We start from the raw sequence: 18,571 nt of genomic DNA on the forward strand, positions 1-18,571 counted from the left end.
ACTCCTTTTTTTCATATTTCTCATTATTTATATACCCATTCTTATTCATTAGAAAAAAGTTTGACCTTTTTTGACTAACTTTATTTTACATCACTCGACAATGCTTAGCAAAGAAATCGCCCTAAAATTTTTTCACTTATTATGGAAGTTTACGTTATAATAATGGTATGTTTCTATGTTTTAGTATCGAAATCCACTATCCTTTTGTAATAATCGCCATTTATTACAAAAAGAAAGCGATGTGTTGGAGATATGGTTTTAATGGATAATATGTTTGAAAAAATTAAAGATCTTTTTCAAAACCACGGTGTTTTTATCAAAGTGAATAAAGGAAATAAAATTTTTCTAGAGGGTGAACGGGCAAAAGAAATTTATTACATCCAATCAGGTGTTATTTCGATTAGCCAAGAATCCGAGACGGGTAAGGAATTAACCATTCGTATTTGTGGCCCTGACAGCATAATAGGAGAAGGTTCGTTATTTTGTAATCTCGTCTATAATTCGATGACTGCCAAAGTTTTAGAACCCTCTACGTTGTATGTTTTGAGTCGTAAATCTTTGGAGCATTTACTAGAAGAGCAGCCGACAGTTATGGTGGAATACATGAAGTGGCTACAAACAGAAAACTTAAAGCATCAGAGTCGTTTGCGCGATTTAGTGTTAAACGGGAAAAAAGGTGCTCTATTTTCAACGCTCATTCGGCTGTCCAATACGTATGGTAAACCTGTAGAAAATGACTCGATTTTTATTGATTTTCAGCTAACAAATACAGAAATTGCAAATTTGTGTGCGACAAGTCGGGAAATGATTAATCGTATGCTGAATGATTTAAAAAAACATGAGATTATCACTTTTGATAAAGGATTTATTACCATTCATGATTTACAATTTTTAAAAAATGAAATTGCCTGTGAAAATTGTCCATTACAAATATGCCGTATCGATTAGTTTCGTTACAAGCAAAAACCCTGCTTATTTTTCAATAAGCAGGGTTTTAAATAAGCCATTTTAACGTACGCCCAATGCCATTTTGGCATAGCGTGACATTTTATCTTTCGACCAAGGTGGATTCCATACAATATTAACATTTGTACTTTTCACTTCTGGAAGTTCACCTAACGCCGTATTCACTTGATCCACAATGACTGGACCAAGTGGGCAGCCCATAGATGTTAGCGTCATCGTAACAGTTGCAACACCTTCATCATCTAATTCCACATCATATACTAAACCTAAGTTGACAATATCAATGCCAAGCTCAGGATCAATTACGTTTTCTAAAGCACCTAACATGCTATCTTTCATATCCTGATCCATTCGTATTTCTCCTTCCATCATAGTGTTAACCTTATCATAGCAGATGCACCCTATTATGCCAAATGCTGTGCAAGCCATGCTGTGGCTGCTAGCATACCGTCACGTGGTACAGCATGTCCAGCCCTTTTGTTAACCATGAACTTTAAATATTCAGGGTTTGCTTTATAGTATCCCCGTAATGTTTCATAAAATTTATACGTTTCGTGAAAAGGAACTGTTTTATCTAATTCTCCATGCCAAAAGAATACAGGGCGACCCGCGAATTTTTCTGGTGTTAAACTGACATCATATTTAGCAAGGGCTTCATTAATTTTTTCAACGTCTTCCTCTGACATCGGCCAGTTAACTCCGCTTGTTGCAAATTGTTGCAATTGGTATTCACCCAATTTTATAAAACCAGGTGCACCCATGCATATTGCAGCTGTTTGTATCCAATCATAAAGTTTCAGACAGCCTGATGTCACGATGCCACCCATTGAAGTGCCTCCTATGCCAATTTTATGACTAGCTAATAAATTTTTATTCTTTAATTCATCATATAATTGTTGTACTTCATGAATAGAATTTAAAACAATGTCCCAAAAATTTAAATTCATTTGCATTTCTGTTAGGCCTTCGCTACGCTCACCATGAAATTTTGCATCTGGCAATAGGACACGCACCCCTTTATGCACCAATTGGTATGCATAGTGTAAGTTATGTTCTTTTGCACTCATAAAGCCATGCAAAAAAATGACTACCGGGGTTTCTTCATTCATATTGTCTGTATGTATATGTAATAAAGGAATATTTCCCCACACTTCTTTTTCTACAAACATTATTGTCACTCCCAACTATTCTCTCATCTTTATGTTAGCAAACTTTTTTCACTGTGACAAAATTTTGACGAATGTAAGACAAAGAGATACTATTCAAACTATAGGAAAGGGGCAACGAGCTATGAAACCGCATTTAATCGTATTAGACTTAGATGGAACTTTATTAACAGATCAACAGCAAATTTCTGCAAAAACGAAAAAAACATTATTGCAGGCTAAGGAACAAGGGCATCAAGTGATGATTGCGACAGGACGTCCATACCGTGCAAGCGATCTTTATTATCATGAACTTGGGCTCACTACACCCATTGTTAATTTTAATGGCGCATATGTGCATCATCCTAAAAATGTCTCTTGGCAACATATGCACACACCAATTGATTTAAGTGTCGTACATGATGTTGTTGATTCTATTAACAGTTATGAATACGAAAATATTATCGCTGAGGTAAAAGATGATATTTATGTCCACACAGAAGACGATCGTATTTTAAATATTTTTAATATGGGTAATCCAAAAATTACACTTGGGGATTTATACACACACCTCCTGGATAATCCCACAAGTTTATTAATTCAGGCAAATGAAGCGAATTCAGTTATTATACGTGATCATTTGCAGGCTGTGCACGCAGAAGTCATTGAACATCGTCGATGGGGCGCGCCACTTCATATTATTGAAATTGTGCGTCGCGGCTTAAATAAAGCTGTGGGTATTGCACATGTGGCAAAATATTTAGGTATTCCTCGTGAGCGCATCATCGCTTTTGGTGATGAAGACAATGATTTAGAAATGATCGAATATGCTGGACTTGGTGTAGCGATGGGGAACGGTATTTCAAGTCTTAAAAACATTGCCAATGAAATTACAACAACGAATAATGACGATGGAATTGCAAAAATACTCATTGAACGCTTGAAATTATCATAGTTAAGTAGTAAGTTCAAGTTAACATTCCATTTTTACCAGTTTAACTTTATTCAGTGGTACCCCTTCCATTTATCTAAAGTGAGTATCTACTGAATAAAGTTAAAAAGCTTTAAAAGTAAGTTGAAATTAGGGGGACAAGAGAATGAAGATTTTTACGGATAGTGGATGTGATCTACCAAAATCTTACTATGAAGAAAATGATGTCGTGCTACTCCCTTTACGAGTGCAATTGAACAACAAAGAATATGAAGATGTGATTTCAATTGATTCCAAAGAGATCTATGATGCAATACGCCAAGGTGCTCAGCCAAAAACATCACAAGTGTCACCTGAGCTCTTTTTGAAGCATTTTGAGGAGCTAGCCAAAAATGATGAAGAAGGTATTTATATCGCTTTTTCATCAGAATTATCAGGCACATATAGTACTGCTCAAATGATTCGCAATCAGGTACTTGAGCAGTATCCTTCCTTAAAACTAGTCATTATCGACTCTAAATGCGCATCACTAGGCCATGGCCTTGTCGTGGAAGAAGCTGTACGACTGCGAAATATAGGAGTATCCTTAGAAGACATGGCCTCTAAAATAAACACCCTTGCACCTCAGGTCGAGCATTTATTTACTGTAGAAGACTTAGATTACCTTGCAAAAGGTGGTCGTGTATCAAAAGCTAGTGCATTTTTAGGTGGCCTTCTTAGTATTAAGCCTATTTTAAATGTAGAAGATGGCAAACTTGTACCGATTGAAAAGTCACGCGGTCGAAAAAAAGCACTTAATCGTATGTTAGATTTAATGCAGGAGCGTGGTGGCAGCTTTACAAATAAAATCGTAGGTATTAGCCATAGTGACGACGCTGCCTTTGCGAATGAAGCAAAAGCCTCTATCCAGGAGCGTTTTTCACCTCAAGCTGTGCAAATTACCATGATAGGTTCTGCGATCGGCTCACATGTCGGACCTGGGACTATTGCAATTTTCTTCACAAATAAAAGCTTTGAAGGCTAATAAAAAGCATGCTAGGATGGCTCCTGGCATGCTTTTTTGTCGTGTTATTATTATTGGACGTCTTGCTCCTGACGACGAACTTTCCCTCGTTTAATGATGATGACAACAAAGCCAATAAAGATCACCCATACTAAGCCAAGAGCCACCATATAAGGAGTGTTTAAGCCTTCATCATTGCGAACTTGATAAATTTCAACCATTTCTCGGTCTAAAATAACAGGATAGACTTCTTTTTCATTTATGCGAACTTTTTCCTCATGTAAAATACCGTTCAGCATTTTCCCTTCACCAAGTTGTTCAGGTGTTAAGTCGACGCGTTGTGTTTTACCAGTATTATTAACCATGATTACCCACTTTTCTTCGTCAGAAGAACGTGTAAAGACAAGAAGGCCATTTTCATTTGTAATGACTTCAAAATCACCATTACGTAAAGTAGCTGATTGATTACGTAAAGATTGAACATTTTTAATATAATCTATCAGTTCCTCGTCTGTTTTAAAGTTATAAAGCTGGTGTGTATCTGGTTTTGCTTCCCCATTCATAGCAATTTCTGTCCCGTATTGTACGACAGGAATTCCTGGTAGCATAAATAAAGCACCCATCGCCATTTTTAAGCGGGTAGGTGGGAACATATTTTCATTAGCAGAGTCAAATGTAAAACGATGAGTTTCAAGTGAATCCACCATAATTTGTGTCGGTTTTTCTCCTGCGAAGGGTTCCATTAATTTAGAAGAATCCATATCCACGTTTTTAAATATATTACGATAGATATCTGCCGTTACAGGTGAGAAAGTTGCATCAAAGTCAGCATCGCTTTCTTCATTTGCTATCACATAAAGTGATGTTTTTGTCTCTTTTAATGCAGCTATTACTGCATTGATAAACGCTGTATCAGCCCCTGCGATATTTGTTAAACGAATACCACCGATGTCATATGTAGAAACAAATTCAGTTACTGCTTGAATAAGTGCTTCTTGCACATCCTTATTCGATAAATCCCACTGTACTTGTCCATTATTGGTAGATGCAATCCAATCCGCTTTCGATGCATCCTTTGCCCACTCATGATTTGGACTCACATTTGTAAGTGGAAAATCCACCATAATGGACATATTTTTAGCTTTGTAGGCCTCTACAGTACTTTGGAATTCTTCCGTTGTTCCAAAATGACGTTCTATTGTAGTATAGCTTGTGGACATTGATCCATCATACTTCTCTGTAGAAAAAATAGGCCCAATGGAAACAATTGTATAGCCCATCTCACCGATAAATTTCAGTTTATCCTGTAAACCTGTAAAATCGCCCCCCGCAAATTTCGAAGGGTCCTGCGTATTTGTATCAAAATCGTTTGTGCCCGAGCCATTAAAGAAACGGTCAACGAGTAAATCATAGATGCTTTCTTCTGCTATTGTTCTAGTCGCTGATTCATCCGCATGTGCTACTGGTATAGTACTTACTAATGAAGTTGCTAATAAAAGTGATGCAGCCGTCGCACTTATCCACTTCTTAAATTTCACTGTTATTCCCTCTCTTTCAAACCAATCAACGTCATTTTACCAAATAACTCTGTCACGTCGCTATCTTTTCCAAAGATTTTGCGTAAAAGCGAAATGAATTACGACAAAAAGGTGTCAATTCCGTCTTCCGTTTTCGTTTACAAAATAAAAGCCGTGAAGCAACTACTTCACGACTTTTAAATCATTATGCTAAGAAATCTTGACCCATTGGCAGTTTAAATCCTAGGAACAAAGTGATTAATAGGAATACTGCAAATAAAATCCAAAACATAGCTGTTGGTTTATTTTTCTTTTGACGTACTAAGACCATTTCCATCATGCCAATTACAAGTATGCCACCTAAGAACTTAAATCCGTAAAGCATACCTTTACCATAGTCCATTGCCTCGATAAATAATGCCCCACCTGTGATGATTATTAGTACATAAAACAGACGTAATGTCATATGTAAGCCTTTTGATTGCTTGCCCATTAGTGCCGCAATTAAAAAGATGACAATACCTACTACCCACGTAGTAATATGCAAATGCGTTTGGCTAGTTAAAAAACTCATGTTTGTCCCCCTCATTCTTTTTCTATCAAACTCTATCCTACCATGCGATGGAAAGGGTTTCAAATATTACAATAGTGTTCACACAATTTACATCATTTAAAACTTGGAATCCTTGCATCTCATAGTTTTTACTTCTGTTACTATGCCTTAAAGCAGTAAAAAAACCCGCGGAGTATAGACTCTCGCGGATTGATATCATCATTATTCAAAATGGTTGACTAAAGTACCAATTCCTTGAATAGATACTTTTACTGTATCTCCAGCTTTTAAGAATTGCGGCGGGTTCATCCCTTTGCCAACACCAGCTGGCGTACCTGTTAAAATCACATCTCCTGGCTCTAATGTTACATGCTGAGATAGGATGGATACTAACGTTTCAACAGAGAACATCATATCTTTCGTAGAGCCATTTTGACGTACTTCATCATTGACCTTTGTCACTACTGTTAAGTCTTGTGGATTTGGGATCTCATCCTTTGTCACAAGGTATGGTCCAAGAGGGCAAGTACCATCCAAGCTTTTACCCAAGAAGAATTGTTTATGTTTCTCTTGTAAATCACGAGCTGTTACATCATTGGCAATTGTATAACCAAATACGTAATCAAACGCTAAGTTTTTAGGAATGTTTTTGCCACGTTTACCAATAACGATAGCTAGCTCACCTTCATAATCCATTTTTGAAGAAAGATCTGCATGAATGGAAATTGTTTGTCCATCTGCAGCAATTGCAGTTGGTGATTTTGTGAATACCATTAAATCCGTTGGTGCTGCCTCTGCGCCCATTTCCTTTGCATGTTCATCATAGTTTTTACCAATACACATAATATTTTTAGGGGTACGTGGAATTGGTGAAAGCCATTCGATCTCTGTAAATTCACGTTTAAAACTATTAGCATTATCTGATTTTTCTGCTGCTTCTACTAATTTACGAATCTGTTCCACAAAATCAAAGCCTAAAGCAATGCCATCCACGATTGAACTTGAAAAAGAAGGGAGAACTTGAAGTTCACTTTGAATAGCGAGTACATCCCATACAGCTTCTTCTTTTTTTACTTTTGGTCCAAAGCTTACATGTCCACCTAATTTGAATGATAAAATTTTCATGATTGAAAGAGCTCCTTCTTTTTTCTACATAATACAACAATATGATAGAAATTACCTCATTTTTGCGACAACATTTTTATAAGTTGTTATATCTTCATAAAATATGCATGTAAAGAGGAATATATTAACGCACTTCTATTTTTTGCTTATATGTTAATTTACGCCATATTGTCTCTAACGGCCCTTGTTTCCACTTAGATAACCAAATTTCTGCTATGATCATTTGCACAACAATAATGCCGACAGCAATTAATACCCCTGTTTCTACACTTACTTTACCATACCAACCAAAGCCAAATTGGTAGAATAAACAAGTACCTATAATAGATTGAAGAATATACATCGTTAATGACATGCGTCCAATTTTAGCAAAAGGACTAAGTAGTTTTGGCATTATTGGCACTAAGCAAAGTAACACAATAACCCCAATATAGCCCACCGATAGAACTGGTCCCCCTATGTATACTTTTAAATAATCTAGTAAATATGTTCTTGTAAACATTATAGATAAGCTTTTTATACCAATACCGATGACCAATCCAGCAATTGCAAACGTCAGCCAGAGCCACTTCAATTCTTTAGCCCGTTCTACTAAACGCCATTTAGAGGCAGCAGCACCTATTAACATATACGGTAAAATCGTGAACAGTGCAACAAACCACATCTCGATGCCTGCCTGCGTCGATAAATCTGTTAAGCGTTGCATAAAGGCATCTACCCAGTTCCCTGTCCCATAAGCCGTGATGGCCTTCTCTACTGATACGATATCTAAGTAATCATCTACTTTTGTATTAAAATTTACAATCCCTACTACAAAGAGCATAAAAGCTTGCATCAAGCCATTAATAATCAAAGCACTCGCTAATAGCCAGATAGGACTCAAACGTAGTAAAAGCACTAAGAAAACGCCACAAAATGCATACATCATTAATATATCGCCCCACCAAATTAGCACAGCATGGATAAAGCCAAAGGCAAACAGGATGGACAGTCTACGAAGCCCCAGCGTATAAAAGTTTTGGTCACGACTTTGTGCCTTTTGCCACTGCATGGCTAGCCCATAACCAAATAGCATGGCAAAAAGCGGGTAAAAGCTACCTTGCACATAAATATCAATATTTTTCTGCCAAACAATATCCGATGGGGTTGTAAACCATGATGCCAAATCAATATGCGGCATTGGCAAATAAAAGGTATACATATTTACAAGTAAGATACCTACTAAACTAATACCTCGTAAAATATCTAATGTTGCTATTCGTTCCTGCAACATTGTTGGTTTTAACTCCACAAAATAGCCTCCTCTTAACTAGCAGCTATGGTGAAAGCAGGGCAAGAAAAAACTTTGCCCTACTTTGCCCGTAACAAGTTCTTTATGCATGTATTGTCTGTTCATTATCGAATAAAAATAATACTTTATCGCTCACCTTGATGTGTAAAATAGATTCAATGGCTTCGCTATAAACACGAAGCTGTACGGCATAACGACCTAGTATTTCCTTTGACAGGGCTGGCTCCTGCGCAAAATGAGATTGTATATGATCCGTTTTATAATCCAACAAGACCCAATTACCGTATTCATCCTCAAATAGGCAGTCAATGATCCCTTGCACAATTTGAGCATCACCATCTTCATCGATTCTACTAATTGTAAACGGCATTTCTCTACGTATCTGCCTTGCGCGTTGAAAGCGTTGCCCTATTTCTGTCTCAAAAAAACGATAAATTTTCGCTTGCGGAACTACTTTGCCCTCCGCCTCTGTTAAAAGCTGTCTTGCCACTAAATCCTCCACAAAGTCCCTTACAGCATCGATATGACTAAAGCCATATTGAGGAACATGCTGCATCACTGTGTGCACAGCTGTACCAATTTCAGCACCAGTTAGCTGTTGCTCCTGTAAAAAAGCGGGTCGAGGTGCAATGGACGAAGCCTTTTGCTTGATAGGAGAGGCAAAATAAAATTCAGGTTCCTCCTGGCGCTGTAAATTTTCTAATCGCTTTATTTCACTAACAGATGTTTTGGAGCGCTTTCTTGTAGATTTTTGATAGACATACTGCGCTTGAAAGCGGGTAGTGATTTCAGCCAGCAAGTCCTCATCCTCTTGCATCGCAAGCACTTGCTGTACTTCATCGCCCATCGCCTCTATCTCATATGAATAATGCTTTGTATCGATGGCTTGAACCCACCAATGTGATTGATCCTCCACTTCTTTATAAGATGTGCTTGCTACTGCTGCAAAATCTCCATGTCTTGCTACTGCTGGGCCAACCCAGTCCAAATAGCTATTAGCTCTTGCACGTAAATATTCTTGAAGCGGTGCATCCATTGGTAAACTTTGGGCGTCCTGCCAGTTGTCGCGTGTTTTCTCCCAGTTCTTCACTGAGCCTACTAAAATCAAACGCTCCTTCGCACGAGTCATCGCAACATATAAGACACGCATTTCTTCTGCACGCATCTCCAGTTCTTTTTTCTCCTTCAATGCTAAAAACGGTAACGATGTATAGGTGATACGATTTTCGGGATCAATGGCCTTAACAGCTAGTCCAAAATCTTGATCAAACAAATAGGGCTGATGAAAATCCATTTTATTAAACGGACGTCCCATTCCTGCAACAAAGACGACTGGATATTCTAAACCCTTGGAAGAGTGGATTGTCACCAGACGTACTACATCGTCCTTTTCGCCAATTGATTTGGCAGTACCTAAATCATCGCCACGCGTACGCATACGATCAATAAAGCGTAAAAAACGGAATAGTCCACGAAATGCCGTTTTTTCATACATTAACGCACGATCATGTAATACGCGTAGATTTGCTTGACGCTGTTTGCCATTCGGCATTGCCCCAACCATTTCATAATAATGTGTATCTAAATAAATTTTCCAAATTAAATCTGATAATGATCCACGACGTGCTAAATCACGCCAATTTTCAAAGGCCAGCATAAAGCGTTGCAACTTCTCAAATGTAGTGGTTTGCACACCATGTCCTTCACTACGAATAAATTGTCGTAAAGCATCATAAAAAGGTACCTTTTGATCGGCTAAACGGATTTTCGCCAGCTCATTTTCCGTTAAACCAACAAACGGTGCGCGCAGTACAGAGGCTAAGGGGATATCCTGATAGGGATTATCGACTACCTTCAGGACATTTAACATAATCATTACTTCAAGTGCGTCAAAATAGCCTTTAGAGGATTCTGCATAGAGTGGGATCCCTGCCAGCTTAAATTCCTCCACTAAGTCTGTTGACCATGTCATCGAACGCATTAAAATCACAATATCACTATACTTTAATGGGCGCTCTGTTTTTGTTTTCGTATCGTATACGGTTGTTCCATCTTCCATCATCTGACGTATACGATCGATAATAAATCGTGCCTCGTATTGTGATTTTTTTAATTCCTCTAGCTCCGTTTCCTCATTACCTTGTTCTTCCAGTTCTTCTGGTGTTTCCTCTTCCTGTGGTGGATGCAATATGACCAGCTCAACAGGTATTTCTTTATCATCATAGGGCGCAGCAGGCTTTAGTGACGCATTGTCATCATACGAAATCTCACCAACACGCTCACCCATAATTTGTGCAAAAACGTAGTTTGTAGCATTTAATACTTCTTTTCGACTACGGAAATTAGCGTTTAAATCTATACGCATCCCCGTTACACTAGGTGACTCCAAGTATTCACTATATTTTCTCATAAAAAGCTTTGGCTCAGCTAATCGGAAACGGTAAATACTTTGTTTAACATCCCCAACCATAAAAAGGTTGCCATCTTGTTCTTCACCCGTTTTGACAAGCTGTAAGATGGTTTCCTGTAGCATATTGGTATCCTGATATTCATCCACAAGTACTTCTTTAAAACGCTTTTTCATATCTAGCGCAACCGGTGATGGATGAAGTGCACCATCTATCTCTACCGTTAAAATTTGAAGTGCATAATGCTCTAAATCTGAAAAGTCAATGATTCCCCGTTCTAACTTGGCTAGTCGAAATTGTTCACTAAATGTAGTGGTCAATCCAACTAGCGTAGTAATGGTCGGTGCCATTAACCTTATTTCCTCAAGTAGCCGTGCAGGCGTACGAACAAAATATGTCTCCTTGATTTTATTCATCATTTTTTTGGCTGCTTCTCGTTTTTTCTTCGCGAGCTCCTGTAGCTCTACATTAACTAGTGCATCCTTCGATACCCGCTTTAAGGTAGACCATTTTACCGTAGCAAAATAATCATATAGCGCCTGCCATGTCCCACTTTGACTAATGCGAATACCTTCCTGAATCATAGCAAAATCTACCTCTGCCGTTTCTGCATAGGGTGCAGGTCCATCTGGCTGTAATGTAATTGCGCGCATTTCAGAAATTAACATAAACGCCTCTTCCAGGCTATGACGTACGGTTAATTTGACATATTGAGATAGCTCTAAATCATCGATTGTCACTTCCTCAGCTAATTCATATGCTTTCGGCAGGCTCCAAAGCCATTTTTGAGGCTCTGCATGGACACGAGACGTATCATAAAGTTTACTAATCAGCGTTTCGATGGCTTGATCATCACGATCTGAGGTAAAGCTATCGACAAGACGATAGATGGCTTGTACGTGAGCCTCATCCTCAGCATCGTAGGCATCTTCTAAAACTTCTGCTAAAACATCATCTCGCAATAATGCTATTTCTGCTTCATTGGCAATACGGAAGCCTGGGTCTATATCAAGTAAGTACGCATATTGCTTCACAATTGCTAAACAGAAGGAATGTAGCGTAGAAATTTGTGCTTTATTCACAAGACTTAGCTGCCGTCTTAAATGATTAGATGTTGGATTTTCTGCTATCGCCTTTTCTAATGCCTCAGACATACGATGGCGCATTTCAGCGGCTGAGGCATTTGTAAAGGTCACTACCAATAGTTCATCTACATTGATCGGGTTTTCAGTAGCAATGACTTTTTCAATCATACGATTGATCAGAACCGCTGTTTTCCCCGACCCTGCTGCAGCCGAAACGAGTGTATCTTGACCGCTAGCATAAATAGCCTTCCACTGATCGTCTGTCCATGTGACATCTACTGGCTTAACAGGAATTGTTTGTACCATGCTATTCTATCTCCTTCCGAATTTTATCGACAATATCATTCGGCTTTGCTTGCATTAATTGACGATAGTTTTGTTTACCATCTGATGGATCAAACTGGCAAACCGCAGCAAATTGACAATAATCACATGCCGTTTTGGCTTTTAATTTATAGGGGCTAATGGCCGTATCACCAGATAAGATACCATTCCCTGCCTCCTGATGTTTACGACGAACAAAATGCTGCAACTTTTTCATATCATTGACAGGAACTATACGCGATTGTGACTCAGACGGTGTCCCATCTTTTTTCATATAGACAGGAATGATTTTTGAATGTCCGCTACTTTCTTCCAATTGCTCGTCCATCGATAAAATCGCTTCAGCATTTTCAGATAGCAAACCTTTCATTTTATACTGCTTTAAACGATCCTCTTCTACTTCACTGTCCGTCAAATCTTTATCCAGCTTCAGCATCGGATTATGGACATGGACATACAGTACCCCTGCTGGTTCTGCTTCACCTGATAGCCAGTATGAACTATTTTCCATTGCCACATCTAAATACGTTAGGACCTGTAAGGATAATCCGTAATAAACCTCATTTAAATCAAGGTCACGAGCTGAGGATTTATAGTCGACAATCCGCAAATAAGAGCGGTCATCTATCGTTGCACTATCCACTCTATCAATACGTCCACGCATAAACATTTTCTTGCCACCAGTCAAATCAATCTCTAGTGGTGGTAGCTGTTCATGTTGTCCAGGACCAAACGACGCCTCAATTGCAATTGGTTTGAAGTGTGATACATTTGCATGCTGTGTCAGTGCTGTCATTGTACGCTCAACAATTCGAATTAGCTTACGCTGAATATAGCGATAGCGGGCACTGGATAATAGGATTTGATGGGAAAAGACTGGAACAATTTGTTCTACTGCTTGACGTGCTAATTGTTTAATTTGCTTTGTTGTTAAACGAATCCAAGATAATTGCTGACGATGTGTTTCCTCTGTAATCCACTTTAATGCCTCATGGAATAAGTCACCCATTGCAAACGTTTCTAGACGATACTCAGCTCGCTCTTCTAGACGTAGGCCATACGTAGTGAAATGAGAAAAAGGACATCTGAAGTATTTCTCAATTCGCGACACACTGGATGTTAGCTTCTGACCATATAATTCCTGTGTAATATAGGTTTCAAGTGGCTCAGCCTCATTTTTATGGGTAATTGGATAAAGTACGCGGTCGAAAATGAGTGCCCAATAAGGATCTTGTTTATAAAATCTTTGTAAAGCTAGCCATTCTGGAGCTAGTTCACGGCTATGTTCAGCTTGACGTAGCTGTACCATTAGATGTGCCAATGCAGTCCTTGGATGGCGTAAATATGGTAAAACATCTCCATCTAGTAATTCAATCGGGTCGATTACCACTCGTTCTATTGATACACCACTTAATAACCCAGCCTTTTTGTCATTTCCTATTATTTTCTTCATATAAAGTGAGGCTAGGAGTGCCTTGCCTTCCTCATCCGCCGTGGGATAGGTCATATACAATTTGTTAGATGGCGTTGTAATAGCACGATAGAACAAGAAATTTTCCTGTAATAAACGATTAGTAGAGGTAGGGGCAAGTTCATAGCCAATTTGACTAAACCATTCACGTTCGATATCTGACAACAAGCCCTCATACTCCATCCGAGTTGGATAAACACCATCATTCATTCCTATTACAAAAGCGACTTTGATATTGGATAAACGAGCTAAATCAACAGTAGCCACCATTACTTCATCAAGGGTTGGCGGAATTCTTGAAAATTCTAATGTATCAAAGCCTTCATCAAGAATTTTGGCTGCTTGCTCTACAGACATCTCCTGCTCACCAAACATATAAACGAATTGGTCCAGAACAGCAATCCATTCATTCCAAGCTTGTTCATGTTCACTTGCAGCTAATGCGTCACCTCGCTCTAGCTCACGGTCTTTCATGGCTTGTAGTTTATCATATACCTGTAATGACTCTATAAGTTCAAATAAAGCAGTCGCAATATCCCTGCCATTCTTGGCGCTATCAAGTTTGTCTTGTAAAAGTTTTAGAGGTTGGCGAATTTCATCTCGAATGGCCTCGATTTCTGCCTGCATTGCACGCTCTTCATCTGTTTGTACACGCGAATGGAATTCTAGACCTCGATATTTTTTATAAAACCAACGTGCCTCCTCAAACCATCGTTCACCATAGATGCCTTGTGCCAAGCAATAATTTTCTAATCGATCTGCTCGCTCACGCCAAATTGTTAGCTCCGCTTGTAATGGGAAAAACAAATCGGTTTTAACACTACGGAAAACTGGCTCATATTTCCAATTCGAGGTCATAACCTCCAAGGCTGAACGACTTAGCTCTATTAATGGATGATGTAGCATTGTCTTTTTTGTATTTGTAAAAATAGGAATTTCATATTGTTGGAAAATACTTGTAATAAGTGGATCATAGAGATCTGCTTGTCTATACAAAAGTACGATATCCTGATAGCGAAAACCGTCTTCTCTTGTCAGTTTTGTTATTTCCCGGGCAATCGCATGTATCTCTGCTCGACGATTGGATGCTTCAAGCACGGTTACATCTCCTGAAGTTTTTTTCGTTTGGGGCTCCAAATCAGCAAATTTTGCCTCCACATGCTGTAAATCTTTAGAATGAAATCTTTGAGTGTTATAAAAATGTAATGGTAATTCAACATCAATGCCCTCTTCTTTTGCCATATCATGAAGACGTTGATTCGTTAAGGCTGCTTCATGGAATAAAGCTTGTTCATCAAAGGCTTCATCCATATGATCAAAGGGAAGGACGACCGTTACTTGCTTCGTTACCTTCAACAATTCACGAACCAGTTCTAACTCTCGCACAGTGAAAGCGGTGAAACCATCAATATAAATGGTCGCTTGCTTCATCGTTTCTGCATATTTCAGGTGCTCCGTTAAAATCGGATAATAGCCCTCGCTGTCAACATACGTCGTACCAAGTCGTTCCTCTAGTGCCTGCAAAACAACATGTAAATCATTCGCTTTCGCCTGCAATGTATTTGGTGCATCTATAGCCTTTAACGATTCCGTTACCTCTGCCAAGACTGAGCTATTGACGCTATAGCGACTAAATTCTCTTAAAAGGGTTTCAATTTCCTCCGTAAAGCCACGTTTTCCTGCTGCTTGTCGAAATAAGGAAAACTCGCTTTTTTGTTCCTCCAAAAGCTTACGAATAAGCATTCGATAGCCATAGCCATTTACTTCTTTACGAGCAATACCTCCTGTTTCCTGTAAAACCAACCATGCTAAACGTTTAAACGTCATCACCTGTGCTCGAATCAAGCCTTGTAAACCATGCTTATTTGTCAGCTCATATTCCGTAGAATAAGACATTTGGTCAGGCACTATCATGAAAATCGGATGCCCCAATGGATCCGTCTTTAATTGCTCAACAATTTCCTGATGAATAAATGCCGATTTCCCTGTTCCCGAACGTCCTGAAACAATACGCAATGTCATTTGCTTTCCCCCTCCTCATTAACTTGCTGTTGCGAGTGTCTCTTTTAATGAAATAAAGATTTATACTTTTATTTGAGCGATTCTTTCACTGAATTGATTACTTCTCATCTATTTTGGAGCGGCTTCTCCAGACTATTGATCGCTTCTCATCTATGGTGAAGCAGTTTTCCCAGCCTACTAAAAACAACATAAATCATCTATCTTAAATTCTATCGAAAAAAACTAGTAAATACTATCTATCAACCTTCACCTACCTATAAAAAGGTTAATTTATTACACAAAAAAGCAGCCTCTTCAGATAATGAAAGAGGCTACAAATTTTTACTAACTGGCATGGTGATCCTGCTTTTTCGTCAAATTTCGCGCTTGCTTTAAATCTCTTTCTACACGGGCATTCAAACGCTTCTCTATCAACTTCCCAACCCACCATAAAATAACAATGGCCACAGCTGCAATTATCAATCTCACTGGGCTTGTCAAAAGCGATTTTAAATCATAGCCCAATACACTCATACCTAAAATCATGACAAACTTTCCTGCAAGCAAAACGATTAAGTAAAATTTTTTATGGATATGTGACAATCCCGCTACAATATTGACAATCACAGATGGTGTAAAAGGGAAGCAGAGGAGGACAAAAAGAGGGCTGATGCCATTCATATCCACCCATTTAATAAGCTTCTGTACTTTTTTACTACCTGTTAAAAATTGTAATCTTGGATGTTTGCCAAAATGACGCACAAGTAAGAAAACCGCATAGGAGCCAGCTACAGAGCCCAGCCAAGATAATAGAAATCCTAGCCATAAGCCGAATGCACTGGCATTCGCCACAACGAATACGACTAATGGTAGGAATGGTAAAAACGCCTCTAAAAACGGGAGCAGTAAACCAATGATTGGGCCGAACGTTCGATACTGTGCCGCAACCTGTTCAATATTTTCTACAGTAAACCATTCATTCAATATCGACACCTCTATTTATACTGTAAAATTAAATGAAAAATTGTTAACCCTTCTGAAGTATTGCGATATTCATGGGGTTGATGCCCTGAGAATACTAGTGTATCCCCTTCATCTAGTAATTCATGCATGTCTCCAGCAGAAATAACTGCTTGTCCTTTAATAACCATTACAGTTTCCTCTACCCCTTCTGTATGGGCTTCACTCCTACTAACTGCCCCTGGCTCCATTTCAACCTTATAAAACTCCCAGCCTCGCTCTGGATTGTACGGAATTATGGAGTAGACACGATAGCGTCCCTCATCCTCATCGACATGTGGTACATCTTTACTGCTATAACGCATGTAATGGGCAGTTGGCGGCTGTAATAATGAAGAGAATGACATACGCATACCCGCTGCAATTTTCCAAATTGTTGAAACAGTCGGATTGGCCTCTCCTTTTTCGATTTGTGCAAGCTGTGCTTTACTGACACCTGTCGCTTTGGCCACATCATCGAGACTTAAATGACGTTGCTGTCTAATTTTCTTTAATTGAAATGCTAAATTTCGACTCATTTGTTCCATCTTTACTCACCAATTTCTATTGTTTATTTTATCAGACATATGTATACTTTAATAAACATCAAGAACTATCAAACAATTCCATCAATAGTATACATGGAAATTATCAAGAAAGGATGACCTATTTATGACAAGTACAACAGAGCTTCAACATGATGACACAACAAGCTCTTCCAATGACAGTTTTTTACAAGGCGTGAAAGATTGCGTGCCTACATTACTCGGTTATATTAGTATAGGACTTGCATTTGGGGTTGTAGGTTCCGCTTCAGGGTTATCTGTCCTTGAAATTGCGCTATTAACAATACTGATTTACGCAGGTTCTGCACAATTTATTTTTTGTGCACTTCTTTTAACAAGTAGCCCTGCCTCTGCTATCATTGTAACCATTTTCGTAGTGAATCTACGTCATTTATTAATGAGTTTAACATTAGCACCTCACTTTACGCGCTACTCCATGCTTAGAAATGTTGGCTTTGGTACATTATTAACGGATGAAACCTTTGGTGTAGCAGTCACAAAGCAAATGCAAACAGGTAAATTATATGGTAAATGGATGGATGGGTTAAATATAACAGCCTATATCTTCTGGATTCTTTCCTGTGTTACGGGTGCCTTTTTAGGACAGTGGGTAGCAAATCCTGAAAAATGGGGTTTAGATTTTGCCTTGGTTGCCATGTTTGTTGCACTTTTAGTTTTGCAATTGAGCAGTGTTGGTAAAAGTAAAATCATGCATTATATCAAGTTAATTGGCTATATGGCGGTTATTATGTACGGTCTTTCTTATGTAGTCCCTTCACATGTGGCTGTGCTACTGGCAACCGTGATTGTCGCAACAATTGGGGTGGTGACAGATAAATGACAACAACTTCTTATATGGTCTGGCTTATTATCGGCTGCGCACTTGTAACATGGCTACCGCGTGTCATTCCATTTATTTTTGTGCGTAGTGTAACACTACCTGATGTTGTGCTAAAATGGCTTAGTTTTATTCCTGTTTGTATATTAAGTGCTCTTGTCATTGAAAATTTAATAGATACTGAAAGCGGCAAAGTAGTGACACTTGATTGGCCAGTCTTTATTACATTTGTTCCTACTCTTATTATTGCCCTTGTCACAAAAAGCTTATCGATTACAGTAGTTGCAGGAGTAATCATTATGGCAACAGTGCGATTTTTCATGTAAAAAGGTCAGTCCTATTGCCTGG

15 protein-coding genes are annotated in these 18,571 nt (G+C 38.7%); 5 read left to right on the forward strand and 10 right to left on the reverse strand.

Translation table 11 applies throughout. The features are described from left to right. Positions 1-261: 261 nt before the first annotated feature. Positions 262-948: a Crp/Fnr family transcriptional regulator gene (locus tag HXV90_RS11985; protein ID WP_103117492.1), complete on the forward strand. Its 687-nt coding sequence runs from the start codon at positions 262-264 to the stop codon at positions 946-948. Between the two features lie 60 nt (positions 949-1,008). Here HXV90_RS11985 and HXV90_RS11990 read toward each other — a convergent pair whose 3' ends face one another. After that, a complete protein-coding gene (locus HXV90_RS11990; protein WP_004227477.1) occupies positions 1,009-1,317 on the reverse strand; it encodes a metal-sulfur cluster assembly factor in 309 nt (102 codons plus the stop codon). Positions 1,318-1,370: 53 nt separating this feature from the next. Beyond that, the gene (locus HXV90_RS11995; RefSeq protein ID WP_269898999.1) at positions 1,371-2,135 is read right to left on the reverse strand and encodes a prolyl oligopeptidase family serine peptidase; all 765 of its coding nucleotides are present in this window, start codon (positions 2,133-2,135) and stop codon (positions 1,371-1,373) included. 121 nt (positions 2,136-2,256) lie between these two features. Between HXV90_RS11995 and HXV90_RS12000 the strand changes: the two genes are divergently transcribed. Further along, positions 2,257-3,066, forward strand: a complete 810-nt coding sequence (locus HXV90_RS12000; protein WP_269899000.1) for a Cof-type HAD-IIB family hydrolase — start codon at positions 2,257-2,259, stop codon at positions 3,064-3,066. Between the two features lie 142 nt (positions 3,067-3,208). Further along, positions 3,209-4,066: a DegV family protein gene (locus HXV90_RS12005; protein WP_036076685.1), complete on the forward strand. Its 858-nt coding sequence runs from the start codon at positions 3,209-3,211 to the stop codon at positions 4,064-4,066. A gap of 50 nt (positions 4,067-4,116) precedes the next feature. Here the strand turns inward: HXV90_RS12005 and HXV90_RS12010 are convergent, their stop codons facing one another. The 8 genes from HXV90_RS12010 to HXV90_RS12045 form a co-directional block, all read right to left on the reverse strand. Then, positions 4,117-5,583 (reverse strand): alpha-amylase family glycosyl hydrolase, encoded by a 1,467-nt coding sequence (locus tag HXV90_RS12010; RefSeq protein ID WP_269899001.1) that lies wholly within the window; start codon positions 5,581-5,583, stop codon positions 4,117-4,119. A gap of 184 nt (positions 5,584-5,767) precedes the next feature. Continuing rightward, on the reverse strand, positions 5,768-6,136 hold the full coding sequence (locus HXV90_RS12015; RefSeq protein ID WP_004227486.1) for a YisL family protein: 369 nt from the start codon (positions 6,134-6,136) through the stop codon (positions 5,768-5,770). A 201-nt stretch (positions 6,137-6,337) separates the two neighbouring features. Next, the gene (locus tag HXV90_RS12020) at positions 6,338-7,240 is read right to left on the reverse strand and encodes a fumarylacetoacetate hydrolase family protein (RefSeq protein WP_048392038.1); all 903 of its coding nucleotides are present in this window, start codon (positions 7,238-7,240) and stop codon (positions 6,338-6,340) included. A 124-nt stretch (positions 7,241-7,364) separates the two neighbouring features. Beyond that, positions 7,365-8,531 (reverse strand): DUF418 domain-containing protein, encoded by a 1,167-nt coding sequence (locus HXV90_RS12025; protein WP_237899370.1) that lies wholly within the window; start codon positions 8,529-8,531, stop codon positions 7,365-7,367. Positions 8,532-8,613: 82 nt separating this feature from the next. Continuing rightward, positions 8,614-12,330 (reverse strand): helicase-exonuclease AddAB subunit AddA, encoded by a 3,717-nt coding sequence (addA, locus tag HXV90_RS12030; protein WP_237899368.1) that lies wholly within the window; start codon positions 12,328-12,330, stop codon positions 8,614-8,616. 1 nt (position 12,331) lies between these two features. After that, positions 12,332-15,841, reverse strand: coding sequence for a helicase-exonuclease AddAB subunit AddB (gene addB, locus HXV90_RS12035; RefSeq protein WP_237899366.1), 3,510 nt, complete (start codon positions 15,839-15,841; stop codon positions 12,332-12,334). A gap of 324 nt (positions 15,842-16,165) precedes the next feature. Further along, entirely contained in the window at positions 16,166-16,804 is a 639-nt protein-coding gene (locus HXV90_RS12040) for a TVP38/TMEM64 family protein (protein WP_004227497.1), read from the reverse strand. A gap of 11 nt (positions 16,805-16,815) precedes the next feature. Continuing rightward, positions 16,816-17,367, reverse strand: a complete 552-nt coding sequence (locus HXV90_RS12045; RefSeq protein WP_048392043.1) for a helix-turn-helix domain-containing protein — start codon at positions 17,365-17,367, stop codon at positions 16,816-16,818. A gap of 124 nt (positions 17,368-17,491) precedes the next feature. Between HXV90_RS12045 and HXV90_RS12050 the strand changes: the two genes are divergently transcribed. Beyond that, positions 17,492-18,226: an AzlC family ABC transporter permease gene (locus HXV90_RS12050; RefSeq protein WP_048392044.1), complete on the forward strand. Its 735-nt coding sequence runs from the start codon at positions 17,492-17,494 to the stop codon at positions 18,224-18,226. After that, entirely contained in the window at positions 18,223-18,549 is a 327-nt protein-coding gene (locus tag HXV90_RS12055; protein ID WP_269899002.1) for an AzlD domain-containing protein, read from the forward strand. The genes HXV90_RS12050 and HXV90_RS12055 overlap by 4 nt, the downstream gene beginning before the upstream one ends. The last annotated feature ends 22 nt before the right edge of the window (positions 18,550-18,571 follow it).

Source organism: Lysinibacillus sp. JK80 (genome assembly GCF_027557635.1).
In the GTDB taxonomy this organism is placed as follows: Bacteria; Bacillota; Bacilli; order Bacillales_A; family Planococcaceae; genus Lysinibacillus; species Lysinibacillus capsici.

Coding starts and splice junctions, on each gene's coding strand:
- HXV90_RS11985 (WP_103117492.1), top strand. CDS start 262: ATGGATAATATGTTTGAAAAAATTAAAGATCTTTTTCAAAACCACGGT.
- HXV90_RS11990 (WP_004227477.1), bottom strand. CDS start 1,317: ATGGATCAGGATATGAAAGATAGCATGTTAGGTGCTTTAGAAAACGTA.
- HXV90_RS11995 (WP_269898999.1), bottom strand. CDS start 2,135: ATGTTTGTAGAAAAAGAAGTGTGGGGAAATATTCCTTTATTACATATA.
- HXV90_RS12000 (WP_269899000.1), top strand. CDS start 2,257: ATGAAACCGCATTTAATCGTATTAGACTTAGATGGAACTTTATTAACA.
- HXV90_RS12005 (WP_036076685.1), top strand. CDS start 3,209: ATGAAGATTTTTACGGATAGTGGATGTGATCTACCAAAATCTTACTAT.
- HXV90_RS12015 (WP_004227486.1), bottom strand. CDS start 6,136: ATGAGTTTTTTAACTAGCCAAACGCATTTGCATATTACTACGTGGGTA.
- HXV90_RS12020 (WP_048392038.1), bottom strand. CDS start 7,240: ATGAAAATTTTATCATTCAAATTAGGTGGACATGTAAGCTTTGGACCA.
- addA (WP_237899368.1), bottom strand. CDS start 12,330: ATGGTACAAACAATTCCTGTTAAGCCAGTAGATGTCACATGGACAGAC.
- addB (WP_237899366.1), bottom strand. CDS start 15,841: ATGACATTGCGTATTGTTTCAGGACGTTCGGGAACAGGGAAATCGGCA.
- HXV90_RS12045 (WP_048392043.1), bottom strand. CDS start 17,367: ATGGAACAAATGAGTCGAAATTTAGCATTTCAATTAAAGAAAATTAGA.
- HXV90_RS12050 (WP_048392044.1), top strand. CDS start 17,492: ATGACAAGTACAACAGAGCTTCAACATGATGACACAACAAGCTCTTCC.
- HXV90_RS12055 (WP_269899002.1), top strand. CDS start 18,223: ATGACAACAACTTCTTATATGGTCTGGCTTATTATCGGCTGCGCACTT.